The following is a 16,579-nucleotide window of genomic DNA, read 5'->3' on the forward strand; positions in this document are numbered from 1 at the left end:
CAGTTTGCCAAGAGTGGAACCCAAGAGTTGAGCGATCGATCTATAATTTATGCAGCAGTTCTCTAATATAGTGGGGGATTTCAGGCTTAAAAAAGCTATTATGATGAGAAATCAAAGATATTTACTAACTTTTATCGGTTTATTGGCTTTATCCTTGCCAGTACAGGCTAATAATGCCGTTTACCTTAGCCAAAGTTCTAATCCTGCCACGACTTTTGACAGTTATCGTCAAGAATGTTTACAAAGAGCGCGCGCAGAGGGATTAGCTGCTGATGTGGCCAAAGACCTATGCGACTGCACGATTAAAAAATTCCAAGCTCGTTACAATCTACAGCAATTCCGCACCCTCGTGCAAAAGTCGAAAACCGATCAAGCTGCCGCTAGGACTTTAGCGAGTGTGGGAGAAGCTTGTTTTGATGAGATTTTCTATGAATAGCAGGGATGGGGTTTTTTTAGCTATCACCAAAAAAGCTCTCCCTGCTCCGCAGCTCTGGCGCTCATAGACAGTCTTAACAAGTAATTTAGATAGTCAACAGCTTATTTTGGAGTATCAAGACGATTATCAATGGCGATAATTTCTCTCTCAAATTCTTTAGGAATGCCTCTCGATTATTCATAATTTTATGTGTATTATTATCTATCTAAATTCTTGGAGCTTGTTGCTGTATAATCGGAATGACTGACCCCGCTTTTGAACTATGCCTATTCCAGATTTTCAATCGATTATGTTGCCGCTATTAAAAATACTTGCAGATGGCAAAGTTTATAAATATCGAGAAATTTTTGAAGCCTTGGTCAGAGAGTTTCAAGTCACGGAAGCGGAAAGAAAAGAAATGCTTCCCAGTGGACAACAAGAAATTTTTGCTAATCGAGTCGGTTGGGCAAAAACCTATTTAAAGAAAGCGGGATTAATTGACTCACCCCAAAGGGCAACTTTTGTAATTTCTGAGAAAGGAAAAGAAATCTTATCTCAAAATCTAGACCATATCGATACAAAATTTCTCAGGCAATTTCCTGAGTTTCAAGAATTTACTAGAGTCAATAAGCAAAATGAAACTATTACTCTTGAAAGCAATTTATTAGCTTCTGATCAAGAACAAAACCCAGAGGAATTACTAGAAAACTCCTATCAAGAAATTCGTCAAGCATTAGCGACAGACTTACTTTCTATTCTGCGAAAATTATCCCCAGATGCTTTTGAAAAATTAGTAGTAGAATTACTGGTAAAAATGGGTTATGGTGGCTCGATTAGAGATGCAGGTAAAGCAGTGGGTAAGAGCGGTGATCAAGGGATTGATGGAATAATAAAAGAAGATAGACTCGGTTTAGATATAATCTATATTCAAGCCAAAAGATGGGCTGATAATAATGCCGTTGGTCGTCCAGAAATCCAGAAATTTGTCGGGGCATTAGCGGGACAAGGAGCCAAAAAAGGTATTTTTATCACTACTTCCTATTTTACCCAAGAGGCTTTAGAATATGCCCCCAGAAATGAGATAAAAATAGTGCTGATTGATGGGGAAGAATTAGGTCAATTGATGATCGATTATAACTTAGGTGTATCGACCAAAGAAATCTATGAAATCAAGAGAATCGATCATGATTATTTTGGGGATGAATGAGAGAGAGGGGGGGACAAGGGTTACAGAAAACGACGATGGCGTTAAAATAGATGGAAAAAATAGAGGATAAAAACTATGGACGGGATGACCTTTTTTCAGAAAAGTGCGGGACAGTGGAAATCTCAGCGCACCACCCATCATTTACCCTTTCGACGAGCAGAAACTGGCGATTCCGAGATTTATGTGGAAGCTTTAAGCGCCGATAACCCGAAAATTATCGCTATCTGTGAAATGCACGAAGTCGATCCCGCTAAGACTGTGGGGGGTGCCTTTGTCAGTTGGGATGGTTCAATGCAGTGGGACAAAGAAAACGAAAATCATCAAGGAACCACCGTTTTTGCGCTAATTCCCGATGAAGATAATCCCCAAGCTGGTGTTCTCCTGCGGGAGCGAGGTTATGCGGAAATCATTCCCGTGGCGGGCCGTTATCACATTGATGAACAGGAAGGTTTAGTCTTAATTACAGAATACGAAACTATGACCTCGATCGAGCGTTTTTGGTTTGCCGATACCGATTTACGTCTCCGCACTAGCACAGTTCAACGTTTTGGCGGTTTTAATACGGCCACTTTTTGTGCTGAATCCCGCAATCAGTCATCGGAGTCAGTCTCTAGTGATTCCCCCGAACCATCATCCTATTCGATTAGTGGCTGGTAAATTCAGTTATCAGTTATCAGTTATCAGTTATCAGTCATCAGCTTTTTTCTCCCCTCTCCCTGCTCCGGCGCTCCGCAACACCCTGGATGGTAAGCAAGTTTTCTTAACAATTGTAAGAATTTTTAATATTTCTTTTCTAGTTGGCACTTACTCCCTTATCATTAGGAGGAAAGTTTTTTAAGCATTTCTAAGGATACGGAGGTTTACCCTTGGCCATTCCTCTTTTAAATTACGCCCCCAAGTCCCAAAACGTGCGGGTAGCTGGTTATGATGTCGGTGGAGACGAAAAACCGAAAGTTTACACGACGGAAAATGTCCTCTCCCCTACCGACCTGGACGATTTAATCGAAGCCGCTTACCGTCAGATTTTCTTCCATGCCTTCAAATGGGATCGGGAACCCTTCCTCGAATCCCAATTACGCAATGGACAATTATCGGTGCGGGATTTCATTCGTGGTTTGCTGTTATCGAAAACCTTCTATAACAGCTTCTACGAGAAAAACAGCAACTATCGCTTTGTCGAACAGGTAGTACAAAGAGTCCTCGGTCGCGATGTCTATAGCGAAAGAGAAAAAATTGCTTGGTCGATTGTCGTTGCCACCAAAGGCATTCAAGGTTTTGTTGATCAACTTCTCAACAGTGACGAGTATCTGCAAAGCTTTGGTTATGATACCGTTCCCTACCAACGTCGTCGCACCCTGGCCAGCCGCGAAATCGGTGAACGTCCATTCAACATCACCTCGCCTCGCTACGATGGCTACTATCGCGGTATTTTGGGCTTCCCCCAAATCGTTTGGCAGAATGCTGTCCGTCGCTATGTTCCCCAAGAGCAAAAACCCAAAGCCGGCGATCCTTCCAGCTTCTTGGCTATGGCCCGGGGTCTCGGTAGCGCCAAAGGCAATCCTGTACCAAGAGTCTCCGCTATGAATATTAACATCGAGGCTTCTGTACCCCGTCGTTAATTTTTAGCTAAACCTGCCGGGGAGAGTCCCTAATTGGCAGAATGACCCCCGAACCATAATCAGGTTATTCTGTGAATTGGTGGCTCTCCCTATGGGGTGGCTCCTGAAATAATCCCCCCACCGAGGACAATCTCCCCTTCATAAATCACGGCTGCTTGGCCCGGGGTGATGCTAAATTGTGGTTGATCAAAAACCAGCTTCACTTGATTATTTTCTAGGGGGATAACATTGACGGGAACGGCCGGAGAACGATAACGTACCTGTACTTGCGCGCGGATAGGGGTGGTGGGTTCGGCAATAGAAACCCAGTTCATCCGTCCGACAAGACAAGCGGCACTAACGGCACTTTCGCGATTACCGACGATAACCCGATTCATGACGGGATCCAGTTTTACCACATACAGGGGTTCGGCGGCGGCGATGCCGATGCCTTTGCGTTGTCCGATCGTATAATGATGGATACCGCTATGTTTACCCAAAACTTTGCCATCAAGATCGACGATATCGCCCTCACTAACGGCGATATACTTATCCAAGAACGATCGCATAGTTCCGTGAGCTTCAATCAAGCATAAATCCTGACTATCGGGTTTATCTGCTGTTTTTAAGCCGAATTCCTGGGCAATCCTGCGGGTTTCTGCCTTGGTTTGTTCGCCCAAGGGAAATAAAGTCCCACGCAGTACATCTTGAGTTAGATCATAGAGAAAATAGGATTGATCTTTATTTTGATCGACGGCGCGCAGCAGTTGATAACGGTTATTTTCAGGAGAAAAACGAATTCTAGCGTAGTGACCGGTGGCAATAGTATCCGTTTGCAAGGTTTCCCTAGCATAATGCAGCATCGGGCTAAATTTTACCGCTTTATTGCACTGAGAACAGGGCAGCGGTGTGATTCCCGCTTCGTAACCGGAAACTAGATAATCAATAATTTCTTTTTGGAAAAGCTCGCGACTATCGACGATATGATGGGGAACCCCCAACTGCTCACAAATAAAGGCCGCATCTACCATCCCCTCGGAGCAGCATTGACCTTTACCCTTCATTAACCACAGGGTCAAGCCAATAACATCATAACCTTGAGCGTGTAAGGCGGCAGCGGCAACAGAGCTATCTACTCCCCCCGATAGACCGACAACAACTTTTCCCATAAACCTTGTCATGATTTTTAACCAATATACTTTCTAGACTAGCATCTCCTCCTTTAAAATTTGGACATGGTGTACCCAAATTTCGTGTGAGGACAAACCAGCACAATGAGAACAAACCTACTGTTTTTCTCGGCTTTATTTTGGTTAAAAGTCGGGATAATCGCTCAAGGAACGCTACTGCTAAAAGCAAACTTATCTTTTGCCCAGAATCTTTATCCCGGTCGTCGTTTGCCCCCACCGCCGGCGGTGAGACAACCAACTAAACGTTCAGACAGTCCCAGTGCTGTTAATTGTTCCCAATGTTCACCCTTAAATTTACCCCCAGTTAATTCTCCATCAGTTCGCCCCCCGGTGGCTGCCCCAGTTTCTGGTAATCAACCCCTGAGAGAATACGTTTTTCAAGCTCCCGCTACCGTGCGTCCCGCCGATGCTACGGTGATTAATAATCATCCTCGTCCGACTGTCAATCCACCAGCACCCAGACCTCAAAATCGCGCCAATAAACCCCCCGCACCACAGCAGCGGGTTATTGCCGCTAATCAACTCTTTCGCGTGGAAGTTAGTAGTAATAGTGCGGAAGCGTTGGCAAAAATTCAAGAAATTGAACCCCTCGCATTTATCCGCGCGGGAGAAAATGTGATTCAAGCGGGGTTATTTCAGCAACAATACCAAGCTAAACAACGGGTACAAGAGTTAACTAAACAGGGTTTTAGCGCCCAGATTATTACCCTCAATAATTAGGGTATGCTGAAACAGTCTGTTGGTGGGGTGTAGGGTGTGGGGTGTAGGGTGTGGGGTGTAGGGTTTTATTCCCCCCCGTTCACTCCAATGGCTGACACTTTTTGATATCAAAAAAGTCTAAAATTTTTATCCAACAAGGTTTTTAGATTTATTCAGCAAACCCTAATTATGCAATAATTCTCTAGAATTTCAGCTAATCTCGATCGAATCTCTTGCCTCTTGCCTATCCTAACCAAAAAGTTAATTTTACCCTATTAAGTAGTCGGACATAAATTCTGTTGTCTATCTTAAGAAATGTAAATTGCCGCAATTCTTACTGACGACCGGCTCCTGACGACCGGCTACTGACTCCTTACCCCAGAGTTAACTTTACTTTTGTCCAACTACTTACCTAGCACATAGAGTTAATTTTGTCAAGCAAAATTCTGACCGCATCGATGATCACATCTGGTTGATCCATCCAGACAAAATGACTACTTTTATCCGCTTGTATTTCCCTAAAATCTCTGGATAACTTGCCTAATTCTAGGTGCATCTCCTCCCGGAGTCGGTTGGCACTTTTGAGGGGAATAAAGCGAGTCCAAAGGGAAGGTTTAAAAAAAGAATTAGCTTTAATACTAACTATCGGTAAATTACCGAAATTGTTAGCCTCACTCACCTGACGAGCGCTTTGGTCGAGATTAAACATTTCTCTACTCATCGTCATCCAGTGTTTAGCGCGACAGAAAGAACGCTTAACTCGATGACAAGAATCTGGGGAAAAGCGACGTAATTCTGGTTTTAATAATTCAAAAACTCCCAGAACTCTCAAAACTCGGATAATGCCTAAAATTGAGCCAATAATCGACATCCAAAATCCGGAGATGAAAAATAATTTTAATGCCTTTAATGCTGGCGACATTTTCAGCATTCCTTTGTCGTGTAAACCGTCGGTGAGTACCAAACCTACTACTTTTTCTGGGAACAGATGAGCATACAGTCGAACATTATAACTGCCAAAAGAATCACCAACTAAAATATAAGGTGGTTCTATTTTTGCTTGGGTTAGTAATTGATCTAATTCCTGAACAATTTGGTAGCTATTTCGTGGATGGGGACTAGGATCACTCCAACCATAACCGGCTCGATCATAAATACAAACCCTAGCCAATTGTGACAATTCTTCTATCAAAAAATATCCCTCAATTCCCCCTAAACTATGGTCAATAATAATAGTGGGACTAGCCGATCCCGCTAGACAAAAATGTAGGCGATATTTACCTAGATTAATCAAATTACCCGGCGGTGCTTTTTGTTCTTCTAACCAAACAGATAACGTCTGATAAACTGTCGTAGCTACTAGGAGAATTACTCGAATTGATAAAGACATAACTACACCTCTTGTAAAAATAAAAAATTCTCTTGGTTGCTGGAGAATTAACCATGAATAATCATCAATTAAATGGTCAATTTAGCTGTGATTAAAAGAGAGCGCCAGTATTGCAGACAAAATATAATACAAATGAACGCTTGCCACGATGATTTTGAGCCAAGTATTTCTAGTCAATTAAGCATAAATACTTAAAATAGCCTCAAATGCGAGCTGCTACGCAGTGCCTTCGGCATCGCATTTACCGAAGAAAAAGCGCTTAATAAGTTGTTAAATTTCGAGAACAACATTAGCAGTATGCTGAAAATTGGCGAAAACCATTAAGATCATAGACCGAGTTTAATCTTATGCTAGAGAAAATACTATACGCTGATTCCGGCGCAGGTCAAACCCAAGAAATGCTACAAGCATTGATGGATCTCCCCGCTATCCGGAAAGCGTCGATTACCATTCTCCGGGTTGTTCCCCCTCAGATTACCACCGAAGCTCTGGCCAGTAAATGGGAAGAGGGAACCCAAATGCTGACTAAAATCCTGCAAGAAGTCAAAATTGAACCCAGCAAAGTTTCCACTATTCTGCGTCAAGGAGATCCCAAAGATACCGTCTGTCAAGTTGCCGACGAAATCGGTGCCGATTTGATCCTGATGGGTTCCCGAGGACTAAAGCGACTGGAGGCAATTCTAGAAAATTCCGTCAGTCAATACGTCTTTCAACTGACTAATCACCCGATGTTGTTGGTAAAAGACGATATTTACGTCAAAAAAATCAAAAAGGTGATGGTAGCCCTCGATAAGTCTAGCTCGGCTGATTTAGCTCTCGATCTGGCTATTTATCTCCTGCGGGATTATCCTTCAGCAGAGTTAATTCTGGCCCGCGTCAACCCCGACTTAAAACCGGAATTTGCCCCCACTTCCCCCAAAGAAATGGAAGAAAACCCGATTTTAAGGCCAGCAGTAGCAAAAGTGAAACGGATGAATATACCCTATCGCTGCCTGGTGACGGGGGGTAAACCGGGAGAACAACTCTGCAAACTCGTCGATGATTATAATGTCGATCTCTTACTGTTGGGTTCGCCCGATCGCCGTCCTTCCGTGGCTAAGAGTTTACCAGATCTCGATCGCCTTCTCGGTACTTCCCTCTCGGACTATGTGCGGGTTAATGTTAATTGTCCTGTCCTTTTAGCTAGAAAAGAAGGGATTTAGCCCCTATTGGGTGTAGGCAGGTAAGTCTTGACTCATTTGGTTTAAGTTGCTGGCAATGGCTTTCATCGTCATAAAAGCCGAGCTAAAGGCGATTAGCTCATTTAAGGGATAACTTCGACTCTCAACCCGCAAGCTCAGTAACTGCTTCTCAAGAGATTCAATTTCTTCGATGAGCAATCCTAACTTTGGTGGGTTGAGAATTACCTGGGCAGCGATCGCAGCTTGTTGTGCGGTCTCGCGTAGCGAGCGCGTTGCGACCGCTGGTAATTCATTTGGTTGCTAAAACTGTGAAAATTTGTTCGAGACCGGCAATCTTAACCGAGGCTCGCTCGACCCCGTGTCGGTTGAATGACAGTGACCACTGCACCTACTATCTAACAAAAATAGCATTTTCTGAATTAGAAATTATTTGTCTTGCTGACTTACTCAGAGTTTTATTATTATCTAACCACCAAAGCAAAATATGAGTATCTAGTAAATATTTTAAAATTACTCTCTTTCAAAACTGTTAATAATATCATCGGGTAAAACATCAAAATCATCAGCCATTTTTAGCTACTAATAATTAAGGTTCTAATATCGATAACGGTAGCAGTCATAATTTAATAATTCCCTGGTTTATTATGTAAATTATAGACTATCTGTCATCACCAATCAGTCAATCATCAAGGGGACTTCTCACACCTCTGCCACCTCTGGCTAAAACCTATCCATTAGTCGGATCTTTCTTAACAAAAAGAGAAGAAACTTAAAAAAAGGGGAAACGATTGATAGGTATAGTTTTGAAAGAAGGAATTAAGGTGGAGGTAAGCAAAAAAATGGAGAAATGGGCAGCCCAAGAATTACAGTATGCAGACCTAGGGGACACCAGAAGAAAGAAAAGGTTAATCAGTATCGTGGAAAACTTGGCCAGTCAACCTAGTACAAGTGTGCCACAAGCTTCAGGAAATCTAGCCGCAGCGAGTGCCACCTACGACTTTTGGAATTCCCCCTATTTTCACCCCTCAGATATAATTGCCGCCCAGGCCAAAAGTACAGTAGAAAGAATCAAAGAACATCCAATAGTTTTGGCAGTGCAAGACACAACAAGTTTAGACTTTACGACGCAAAAAGCCAAAAAAGGCATGGGTTATCTAGATTATAAAAAATCCTTTGGTCTCAAAGTTCATACCACCTTAGGAGTGTCCCCAGTCGGAATACCTTTAGGACTGATTAATCAATATGTCTGGGCAAGAGAAGAAAAGAATTTAGGGATTGCCAAGCAACGCAAAAAAAGAGAAACCCAAGAAAAAGAAAGTCAAAGATGGTTAGATTCTTTGTCAGAAACACAACAACAGATACCCGAAGATATTCAAGTAGTAACAATCGGAGATTGTGAGGCAGACATATTTGATTTATTTGCCCAATCAAGAAGTCCTAACTCTCATTTATTAATTCGAGGAACTCATAACCGAAAAGTTAACTATCTCGAAGACAAGCAAAGGTCAGGGCATTCAGAGCCTAAATATTTACATCAATCCATCAGAGAAATAAAAGCCTGTGGGACCTTAGATGTGCAAGTAAAACGCAATCCTAATCACGAGGCTAGACTAGCTAAACTAACAGTTAGATTTGCCAGTTTTGAAATACAAGTACCTAGCCATCACTCCAAGGCGACCCCTCGTCAACCGGTCAAATTACAGGTAATTTTAGCTGAAGAAGAAAATCCGCATAGCGGAGTTAATCCTATCAGTTGGCTGCTCTTAACTAGCCTAGACATTAGTAGCTTTGAATCAGCGATAACCTGTGTGCGCTGGTATAGTTATCGCTGGTTAATAGAACGCTATCATTTTGTTTTAAAAAGTGGTTGTGGATTAGAAAAACTGCAATTAGAAACGGGTAGGAGAATTGAGATGGCCTTAGCTACCTATTCAATTGTAGCTTGGAGATTACTTTGGTTAACCTATCAAGCACGCTTACACGGAGAGGAGAGTTGTGAAAGTTTTTTGGAAGAACATGAATGGCAATCTTTGTGTGCCACTATTCATAAAAAGAGTCCGCCACCTGAAAAGCCGCCCTCCTTTCGAGAAGCGGTCAGAATGATTGCTTCTCTTGGGGGGTTTTTAGGTAGAAAAGGTGACGGTGAACCTGGTGTTAAAACTATTTGGTTGGGACTGCGAAGGTTACATGATATCAGCCAGACTTGGAAACTATCTCATCAAATTAGTCCCCCTATAGAACCCCCTTGAGCCATCTGGCACACTTTTCTCTTTTTGTCAAATTTTATGTTAAGAAAGATGTGACTAATGGATAGGGCTAAAACGTGGGTATAAATCATCGTCGTCCTCACGTCTTTATGGCCTAACAATTCTTGAACGGTGCGAATATCATAGCCATTTTGCAGTAAATGGGTAGCGAAACTATGGCGAAAGGTATGGCAACTGACTCGCTTAGGCACGCCGGATTGCTGAACGGCTTGTTTGAGAGCTTTTTGGATGGTGCTTTCGTGGAGATGATGGCGGCGAGTTTCACTGGAACGCGGGTCTTGGGATAGGGTGTAGGACGGAAAAATATATTGCCAAATCCATTCACGGTCAGCTGTTGGATATTTTTGCGCCAGGGCGTAGGGCAAATAAACAGAACCGTAACCTCTTTCCAAGTCTTGTCGATGTAGGCGTTGTACAGTTTGGAGATGTTCTTTGAGAGAGGTTTGAAGGCGTTGGGGTAGGGGGGTTACGCGGTCTTCCTTGCCTTTGGTATCGCGGATAATCAGTTGATTTTGGGCAAAATCTACATCCTTGACTCGCAAATTGAGGGCTTCAGCCAATCTCAACCCGCTACCATAAAGCAGTTGAACGATAAGATGCTCTACGCCACTGAGGTGCTTCATGACATTTTGCACTTCTTCTTTGGTGAGGACGGTGGGCAGGCGTTTGTGACCTTTTGCCCGTAAATATGCACCGATATTTTCCAGTTCAATTTTAAGAACTTCTCGATAAAGGAAAAGGATGGCGTTGAGGGCTTGGTTTTGGGTGGCGGCGGCAACGTTTTTATCAACGGCAAGATGGGTCAAAAAGGCTCTAATTTCTTCACCCCCCATTTCACGGGGATGTTTTTTCTGATGGAAGAGCAGATAACGCTTAATCCAGTCCAGATATGTTTGTTCGGTGCGGTAGGAGTAGTGTTTGAGGCGAATGTTTCACGCACTACGTCTAGGAGTTTTCGGGGTGGGGGAGGGTTCATAGCAGAGTATACTAATCGGCATAACACGCTTATCGTAATATTATACGGAAAACTTCTCACGATCACTCCATTTGAGCGTAATATACGGAAAGATTCTTTAAAAAGTGCGTATTTAGCGTAATATACGGAAAATTTCCGCATAATATATAGTTAGACTGCAATAGACCTCTTGCATAATTTTTTTATGGTATAATATAAGGTTTTGCTTTTTTCTCAATTCTTAGATTGAAGTGGAAAAAAGAATAAAATGTGATCTTAGGTCAGGAAATCATCTATAATTTTGCTATGTTTATTAGCAAAATTATGGATTATCAAAACTTATCAGATGAACAATTCAAACGCCGTTTCGGTGTGTATAAACAAACCTATAGAAAGATGGTAGAATCAGTAAAAAGTGTTGAAGCCGACTCTAATTCACCATCTAAAAGGGGACCGAAACCTAAACTATCTATAGAAGAACAAGTTTTAGTAACGTTAGAATATTGGCGAGAATATAGAACATATTTTCACATTGGTACAAGCTGGGAACTATCAGAATCAACTATATGTCGGATTGTAAATAAGACGGAAAAAATGCTTTTACAATCGGGAAACTTCCGTTTAAAAGGAAAAAAAGCTTTACTCAATCAAGCAGAGATACCGGTCATAACGGTAATGGATGTAACGGAAACTCCCATTGAACGCCCCCAAAAGAAACAGAAAGATTTTTTGGGGGGTAAAAGAGGTTATCATACTTTAAAATCCCAATTAGTAGCTGATCAAAATACAAAGGAAATTATCTGTGTCTTTTGTGGGAAAGGTAGAGGTCATGATTTTAGTTTATTTAAAAAAAGTCGAGTTCGTTTTCATCCTTTAACTACCAGCATAGAAGACAGTGGTTATCAGGGAATAGCTGCATACCATAGTAATAGTTATACACCGAAAAAGAAATCGAAAAATAGAAAATTAACAGAGTTAGAAAAAGAGTATAACAAGGCTTTAGCCAAAGAAAGGATTATCATTGAACCTATAAATAGGAAACTCAAAATCTTTAAAATCTTATCCTGTAAATATCGGAATCGTCGTCGAAGATATAGTTTAAGAGTTAACTTGTTGGCGGCTATTTATAACTGTGAGTTAGGGATAGGTATAGCAGCTTCTTAAAAGTTGCCTAAAGATTAATCAAGTCAAGGAGAATTTATTCTCAATTTTTATAATTGAGATAGTTTGTGCCGCTTAAATAAAGAGGTTTTGATAACCAAATTAAAGCAGCTCTAAAGAGTTTTGAGTTAAAAGTTAAACTTCAAGTTTTCATTCAGGACAAATGTACTGATTAACTAATTTTTTGGGGAAAATTAGTTAACCCATCATTATAACATATAATTAATTTGCAAGAGTTCTAATATCGTGAGGTGTAGATGAGACATGAAATCCATATTAAATTTAGGAATAACAACAACTATCGCTGCAAACTCAATTCTATTTGCGACCTCTTCATTTTCTACTGAAGCTTTCTCATTGCCGCACAAGTCTATCCTTCTAGCTCAGTCAAGCAACACCATTAGCTTTAGAAATGCCTGTTCATCTCCTTTCCGACTAGCTATTCACTTTAAAAACCTTTCAGGACAGTGGGAGACAAAAGCTTGGTATTCTTTTTCACCTGGCGAACAATCACGCCTCAATGGAGTAGATACCAGAAACAGATATCTCTTTTACTATGCAGAGGCAACTGATGGTTCTGGCAAGGTGTGGTCAAGCAACGACACAAGCCAAACAATCGGGGGAAGAACTTATAATATGAAGAAATTTGATATAGGTTCTCAAGTTGTTAATTGGACTCAAACCCTGACCTGTCCAGATCAGCAACTCATTTCAGCACTAAAAAGAATTCCTTCAAAATATCAGCCCCTACCTACAGAAGATTATGTTACGTTTCGTTATAATCCGAATTCTTTAGAAATTGGAGTACGCATAGGCCCGGCTGTTCTCCGTAATGAGATTGAAAAAATTCCTGAACAGAGGCTTAAGTATACTGACTACAATCGCCATACAGTTAAGTGGTTTAAATATAAGGGAATTGATGTTTCTAGAAGACAAATTCTAATTGGTTTTAGATATAGGTATCAGAAATTAGAAGATCGACCTCTAATTGGTGGGCGTTTCACAGTATATGATAATGCTGCCAATGTCGATGTGGGAGTCAACCTTGAGGTAAAGAATAAGCAGCTAGATGGGAATGTTAATGTTCGCAATGTAGAAGCTGACTGGGCAAGTGGAGTTCTAGGTTTAGTTCAGAACACATATGAAATTATGTTTGGTAGCTTGACTTTTTTAGTTGACGGAAAGTTTATCAGACCCTCTGATTTCGCAGCAGCAGTGGCACCTTGGGTAATAAATGCATCGACTACAGACCAAAGAAACCTTAGTCGCTTCTTCGGTGACTTAAATGACTTAAACAGTAAAGGAGTCATTTACCTTAAGCGAATTGACTATGATTCTCAAGGTGTATGGTATCAATTTTCAATAGACGAATCGCTCTTAGCCCAATCAGCTTCGAGGCTTGAATCAATGTTAAATAGCTGGGCAAATCGCTAAGATGTCTAACAAATCGATGAAGCGGACGGGCAAGTTATGTTAATAGAGTTATCGAAGTTATCTGCCGCCGCTTATCTTGGTCGTTAGGTCGTTTCCAGCTTTGATGATAAACGTCATTAGAAGGAGTAAACGTTATGAATACTTTGATATCGGGGGAATCTGATATGGGTACTGCTCGCTATAGTGATTTGGAAGTTGTCTCAGTCAAGAATCATTTTAGAGAAGACCTTTTCGATACTTACAATCCTAGTCGGCTATACTGTGGCTTAGGAAAATGCTATGGAAACAATGGGTGGTGTGGTTGCGGACACTTTCAAGAACAACCCGGTAATACGTGGTGGTGTAAGTGCGGACATCATTATAATGAGCACGGCTCCTGACCGTGAACGCTGTAAGGCGCAATAACGGTACTCCGCGTATTGCACCGAATGGATAAAAAGAGCAAAATCCATAATCCCCGGTTTGTCTCCCTGCCCACCCGCCTAATATATAGTTAGGCAGATGCTAGGGGAGCATCCCAGTTTTGCAATGAGTAAAAATACTCAGGCAATATCGCCGTTGAGATAAGCACAACGTAGCTTCAAATACTGAGGAACATTCTCTGCTTTCCATTGTGCTCCCACAATTTTCATTCTTGCACCTATTTGCTTAATCTTTGACTCTACACTTCCAGAACCGATGCAAATCCCTTGTGATTGATAGAGTTCGTAATTGGGTATTCTTTCTCGATGTTTATCGACATATTTGGTGAAATTTATAGCCTGTTTCTTTTTGCATCCCTCTAATTCCTCTAAAACTCTTTTCACCTCTCCTTTCCATAAATTCTCTTTGATTCTATTCAGACGCTTGTTTGACCCGCCTATTTTCTTCATATTCTCTACTAAATGATACCAATCCAATATTTCTCTCCTTTTAACACCGATTTTCTCCATCAGATTCCACACCCCATCATGACCATCTCCTAAACAGGTGACTACCTCTGTTAAGGGCTGACGGTTCACCCATTCCAGTAATTCTTCATTTTGCTGAAAAAATCCCGCACATTCTTGACCATGCAGACTTACTGCTTTGTAATCTCGACCTTGACTCGGTTGTCCTTTGGGCGTTCTGATTCTGACTTTTCCGACCTCTACACTCAATGCTTCTACCGGACTCTTTGCTTCTGCTTCCTCAAATTTATATCTTTGTACAAGCCTCTGTTGACTACTGCCTGAAACTGCCATTCCTGTCGCCATTTTGATAGCTTTTTCCGCATCTTCAAAAGAGACTTTAGCCACTGCTCCTAAGCAACATTTCTCCAGCATGGGACTTAATCGATTATTCTTGCTTAATCCTAGTTTATCGGCTTGTTTCTCGCTTATCTTGACTTTCCCTATGATACTGCTTACGCTTTTGGTTCGCCCTGCTTGGGTTCCTGTTGCTGATTCAAAAAAAAATTGCCTATGGCAGGACCCAATGTAGTCAGCCAATGGTCTCGCAGGGCGGTTTCAATGCCCTCAAAGCTACGTAGTTGTTCTTCTGGGGTATTATCGACTAGAATTTGAGCAATGGCTTTTAAATGTTGATCTAGTTGTTCTTTTTGGTCTGTATTCATGATTCTACCGTTTAATTGTTTCTCTTTATTTTGCCTTAGCTAACGTTTTTAGTCTCTAAGCATTTATACTTATGGCAAAATTGGGATGCTCCCAATTCCCTGTTCAATTTCAATGGTTTTTAATACTTTTTCTCCGTCTAAATGTTGTGGAGCATTTAAGTTTTGTTTAAGGTGATCTTTAATTTGCTTAACAACTTCTCGTTTTTCTAAAAAAAGTTTATCTGCTACAAAATTCTGATAAGCAATTTCAGATAGCAAAATTTCTTCTTGCTCAATACTGAGATTTTCATAAACTAAACCGCGATTAGGTAAACGTTTTTCGGCTGACCATTTTTCCAATAAAATTCGTAACGCATAACGCATGGGAGCATCTCACCTTTGCATTAAGCATTTATGCTTAATGAGGTAAATAAAAAAGTTAAAAAAGAGAACCATTCAGATAGGCACAGCGATGACGAAGGACTTGCGGTACATTGCCAGAATTCCAACTTGCACCGGCAATTTTAACACGAAAACTAATTTGTTTCACCTGAGATTCCACAGAGCCAGAACCAATGGAAATCCCCTCTTCTTGAAAATAACCATAATTGACAATTCGATGTTTATGCTTGTTCAAATAAATAATAAAATTCTCCACTTGCGGCTCTGACCATCCCTCAAAACAGGAGATAGCAGCATCCACTTCCCCCTTCCATAGAAAACATTTTACCTCATCAATCCGCTGGAATGACCCGCCAACTTTATAGAGGTTTTCGATTAAATGATACCAATCCAATATTTCAATTCTTTCCTGTTTCTCTCCTATCTGACCAAATAAATTCCAGATACCATCATGTCCATCTCCTAAACAAATTAAAGGTTTAGCCAAAACTTGAGAATTAACCAAATCTAATAAAGCTGAGTTATCTTGAAAAAAAGCCGCTACCCCCAGTTGATGAAAACTCACTGCTTTATAATCACGCCAAATTAAGGCTTTTCCCTTGGCAGTTCTTAGTCGTACCTTACCGCCATCTAGGCTCATTTCTTCCACTTCCACTTCCACTTCTGGGTTAGACGGTAATTCTTCAAAAGCATAGCGATGTACGAGGCGTTGTTGGGTACTGTGAGAAACAGCAATCCCTGTCAATGATTTGATTTTCTGCGCCGATTTCTCGTAGGATTCATCGCCACTTAATAGCAAACAGTTCTTCTCTAACATTGGACTCATCTGAGTCCGAGACTTTATTTCTAATTTTTTCGCTTGTTTTTCTGTAATTGGTAATTCCCCCAAAATACTTTTCACTTTTCTCGTCCGACCGGCAGTTTCTTCTGTGCTTGTTTTGACAAAAAAATACCGATTTCTGGGTTAACATAATGAATCATTAAATCTCTGACTGTCTCCTCTATCTCTCCCAAGTTATTAAATTTCTTAATTTGGGATTGCTCATAGAGACATTGCCCTAACTCTTGACATAACTCTTTAATTCTTTTTTCATTTTCTGATAACAT

General features: G+C 41.1%; 15 protein-coding genes and 1 pseudogene. 9 read left to right on the plus strand and 7 right to left on the minus strand.

What is annotated here, in order from left to right; translation table 11 throughout:
• Nucleotides 1–100 precede the first annotated feature (100 nt).
• From MAE_RS20995 to MAE_RS21010, 4 genes are all read left to right on the plus strand, one after another.
• Nucleotides 101–436, plus strand: coding sequence for a hypothetical protein (locus MAE_RS20995; RefSeq protein ID WP_041804956.1), 336 nt, complete (start codon nt 101–103; stop codon nt 434–436).
• A 262-nt stretch (nt 437–698) separates the two neighbouring features.
• The gene (locus tag MAE_RS21000) at nt 699–1,622 is read left to right on the plus strand and encodes a restriction endonuclease (RefSeq protein ID WP_012267329.1); all 924 of its coding nucleotides are present in this window, start codon (nt 699–701) and stop codon (nt 1,620–1,622) included.
• 75 nt (nt 1,623–1,697) lie between these two features.
• Nucleotides 1,698–2,279 carry a phycobiliprotein lyase gene (locus tag MAE_RS21005; protein WP_002795626.1) on the plus strand — a complete coding sequence of 194 codons (582 nt, stop codon included), beginning with the start codon at nt 1,698–1,700 and terminating at the stop codon, nt 2,277–2,279.
• A 209-nt stretch (nt 2,280–2,488) separates the two neighbouring features.
• Nucleotides 2,489–3,241 carry a phycobilisome rod-core linker polypeptide gene (locus tag MAE_RS21010; protein ID WP_002744197.1) on the plus strand — a complete coding sequence of 251 codons (753 nt, stop codon included), beginning with the start codon at nt 2,489–2,491 and terminating at the stop codon, nt 3,239–3,241.
• Between the two features lie 89 nt (nt 3,242–3,330).
• On the opposite strand, the gene mnmA is transcribed toward MAE_RS21010, so the two are convergent.
• Nucleotides 3,331–4,389 (minus strand): tRNA 2-thiouridine(34) synthase MnmA, encoded by a 1,059-nt coding sequence (gene mnmA / locus MAE_RS21015; protein ID WP_012267330.1) that lies wholly within the window; start codon nt 4,387–4,389, stop codon nt 3,331–3,333.
• A 105-nt stretch (nt 4,390–4,494) separates the two neighbouring features.
• On the opposite strand from mnmA, the gene MAE_RS21020 reads away from it, so the two are divergent.
• Nucleotides 4,495–5,130, plus strand: a complete 636-nt coding sequence (locus tag MAE_RS21020) for a hypothetical protein (protein ID WP_002795622.1) — start codon at nt 4,495–4,497, stop codon at nt 5,128–5,130.
• A gap of 391 nt (nt 5,131–5,521) precedes the next feature.
• Here the strand turns inward: MAE_RS21020 and MAE_RS21025 are convergent, their stop codons facing one another.
• Nucleotides 5,522–6,499 (minus strand): alpha/beta fold hydrolase, encoded by a 978-nt coding sequence (locus MAE_RS21025; protein ID WP_012267331.1) that lies wholly within the window; start codon nt 6,497–6,499, stop codon nt 5,522–5,524.
• 347 nt (nt 6,500–6,846) lie between these two features.
• Between MAE_RS21025 and MAE_RS21030 the strand changes: the two genes are divergently transcribed.
• Complete coding sequence (locus MAE_RS21030; protein WP_002795618.1) at nt 6,847–7,701, plus strand: universal stress protein; 855 nt, start codon at nt 6,847–6,849, stop codon at nt 7,699–7,701.
• Nucleotides 7,702–7,704: 3 nt separating this feature from the next.
• Here MAE_RS21030 and MAE_RS34200 read toward each other — a convergent pair whose 3' ends face one another.
• Nucleotides 7,705–7,878, minus strand: coding sequence for a hypothetical protein (locus MAE_RS34200; protein WP_002791477.1), 174 nt, complete (start codon nt 7,876–7,878; stop codon nt 7,705–7,707).
• Between the two features lie 641 nt (nt 7,879–8,519).
• Here MAE_RS34200 and MAE_RS21035 point away from each other — a divergent pair.
• Complete coding sequence (locus MAE_RS21035) at nt 8,520–9,929, plus strand: IS4 family transposase (protein ID WP_012263965.1); 1,410 nt, start codon at nt 8,520–8,522, stop codon at nt 9,927–9,929.
• On the opposite strand, the gene MAE_RS21040 is transcribed toward MAE_RS21035, so the two are convergent.
• Nucleotides 9,899–10,876: an integron integrase gene (locus MAE_RS21040; RefSeq protein WP_148204767.1), complete on the minus strand. Its 978-nt coding sequence runs from the start codon at nt 10,874–10,876 to the stop codon at nt 9,899–9,901. The genes MAE_RS21035 and MAE_RS21040 overlap by 31 nt on opposite strands.
• Nucleotides 10,877–11,208: 332 nt before the next feature.
• Between MAE_RS21040 and MAE_RS21045 the strand changes: the two genes are divergently transcribed.
• Both MAE_RS21045 and MAE_RS21050 read left to right on the plus strand, forming a co-directional pair.
• A complete protein-coding gene (locus MAE_RS21045; protein WP_012264419.1) occupies nt 11,209–12,066 on the plus strand; it encodes an IS5-like element ISMae4 family transposase in 858 nt (285 codons plus the stop codon).
• A 261-nt stretch (nt 12,067–12,327) separates the two neighbouring features.
• Nucleotides 12,328–13,497 carry a DUF1036 domain-containing protein gene (locus MAE_RS21050; protein WP_012267336.1) on the plus strand — a complete coding sequence of 390 codons (1,170 nt, stop codon included), beginning with the start codon at nt 12,328–12,330 and terminating at the stop codon, nt 13,495–13,497.
• A gap of 542 nt (nt 13,498–14,039) precedes the next feature.
• Here MAE_RS21050 and MAE_RS21055 read toward each other — a convergent pair.
• The 3 genes and pseudogenes from MAE_RS21055 to MAE_RS21070 all read right to left on the minus strand — a co-directional run bounded on the left by MAE_RS21055 (nt 14,040) and on the right by MAE_RS21070 (nt 16,579).
• Nucleotides 14,040–15,091, minus strand: a protein-coding gene (locus MAE_RS21055) for an ISKra4-like element ISMae18 family transposase (protein WP_125730587.1) whose coding sequence is annotated in 2 segments (ribosomal slippage) — nt 14,040–14,935 and nt 14,935–15,091 — 1,053 coding nt in all. Because the reading frame shifts where the segments join, the coding sequence is not laid out codon by codon here.
• A gap of 93 nt (nt 15,092–15,184) precedes the next feature.
• Nucleotides 15,185–15,445, minus strand: a pseudogene (locus MAE_RS21065) (NACHT domain-containing protein); the annotation flags it as partial.
• A 64-nt stretch (nt 15,446–15,509) separates the two neighbouring features.
• Nucleotides 15,510–16,579 (minus strand): ISKra4 family transposase gene (locus tag MAE_RS21070; RefSeq protein ID WP_148204768.1). Its coding sequence is split into 2 segments (ribosomal slippage): nt 15,510–16,423 and nt 16,423–16,579, totalling 1,071 coding nucleotides; the frame shifts between segments, so codons are not numbered across the junction.

Origin of the sequence: Microcystis aeruginosa NIES-843 (assembly GCF_000010625.1) — a bacterium.
GTDB lineage: Bacteria > Cyanobacteriota > Cyanobacteriia > Cyanobacteriales > Microcystaceae > Microcystis > Microcystis aeruginosa.

Bases quoted from the DNA above. Each gene is read 5' to 3' on its own strand.
- MAE_RS21035 (WP_012263965.1), top strand. From the start codon at position 8,520: ATGGAGAAATGGGCAGCCCAAGAATTACAGTATGCAGACCTAGGGGAC.
- MAE_RS21025 (WP_012267331.1), bottom strand. From the start codon at position 6,499: ATGTCTTTATCAATTCGAGTAATTCTCCTAGTAGCTACGACAGTTTAT.
- MAE_RS21020 (WP_002795622.1), top strand. From the start codon at position 4,495: ATGAGAACAAACCTACTGTTTTTCTCGGCTTTATTTTGGTTAAAAGTC.
- MAE_RS20995 (WP_041804956.1), top strand. From the start codon at position 101: ATGATGAGAAATCAAAGATATTTACTAACTTTTATCGGTTTATTGGCT.
- MAE_RS21000 (WP_012267329.1), top strand. From the start codon at position 699: ATGCCTATTCCAGATTTTCAATCGATTATGTTGCCGCTATTAAAAATA.
- MAE_RS21030 (WP_002795618.1), top strand. From the start codon at position 6,847: ATGCTAGAGAAAATACTATACGCTGATTCCGGCGCAGGTCAAACCCAA.
- MAE_RS21005 (WP_002795626.1), top strand. From the start codon at position 1,698: ATGGACGGGATGACCTTTTTTCAGAAAAGTGCGGGACAGTGGAAATCT.
- mnmA (WP_012267330.1), bottom strand. From the start codon at position 4,389: ATGGGAAAAGTTGTTGTCGGTCTATCGGGGGGAGTAGATAGCTCTGTT.
- MAE_RS21045 (WP_012264419.1), top strand. From the start codon at position 11,209: ATGTTTATTAGCAAAATTATGGATTATCAAAACTTATCAGATGAACAA.
- MAE_RS21050 (WP_012267336.1), top strand. From the start codon at position 12,328: ATGAAATCCATATTAAATTTAGGAATAACAACAACTATCGCTGCAAAC.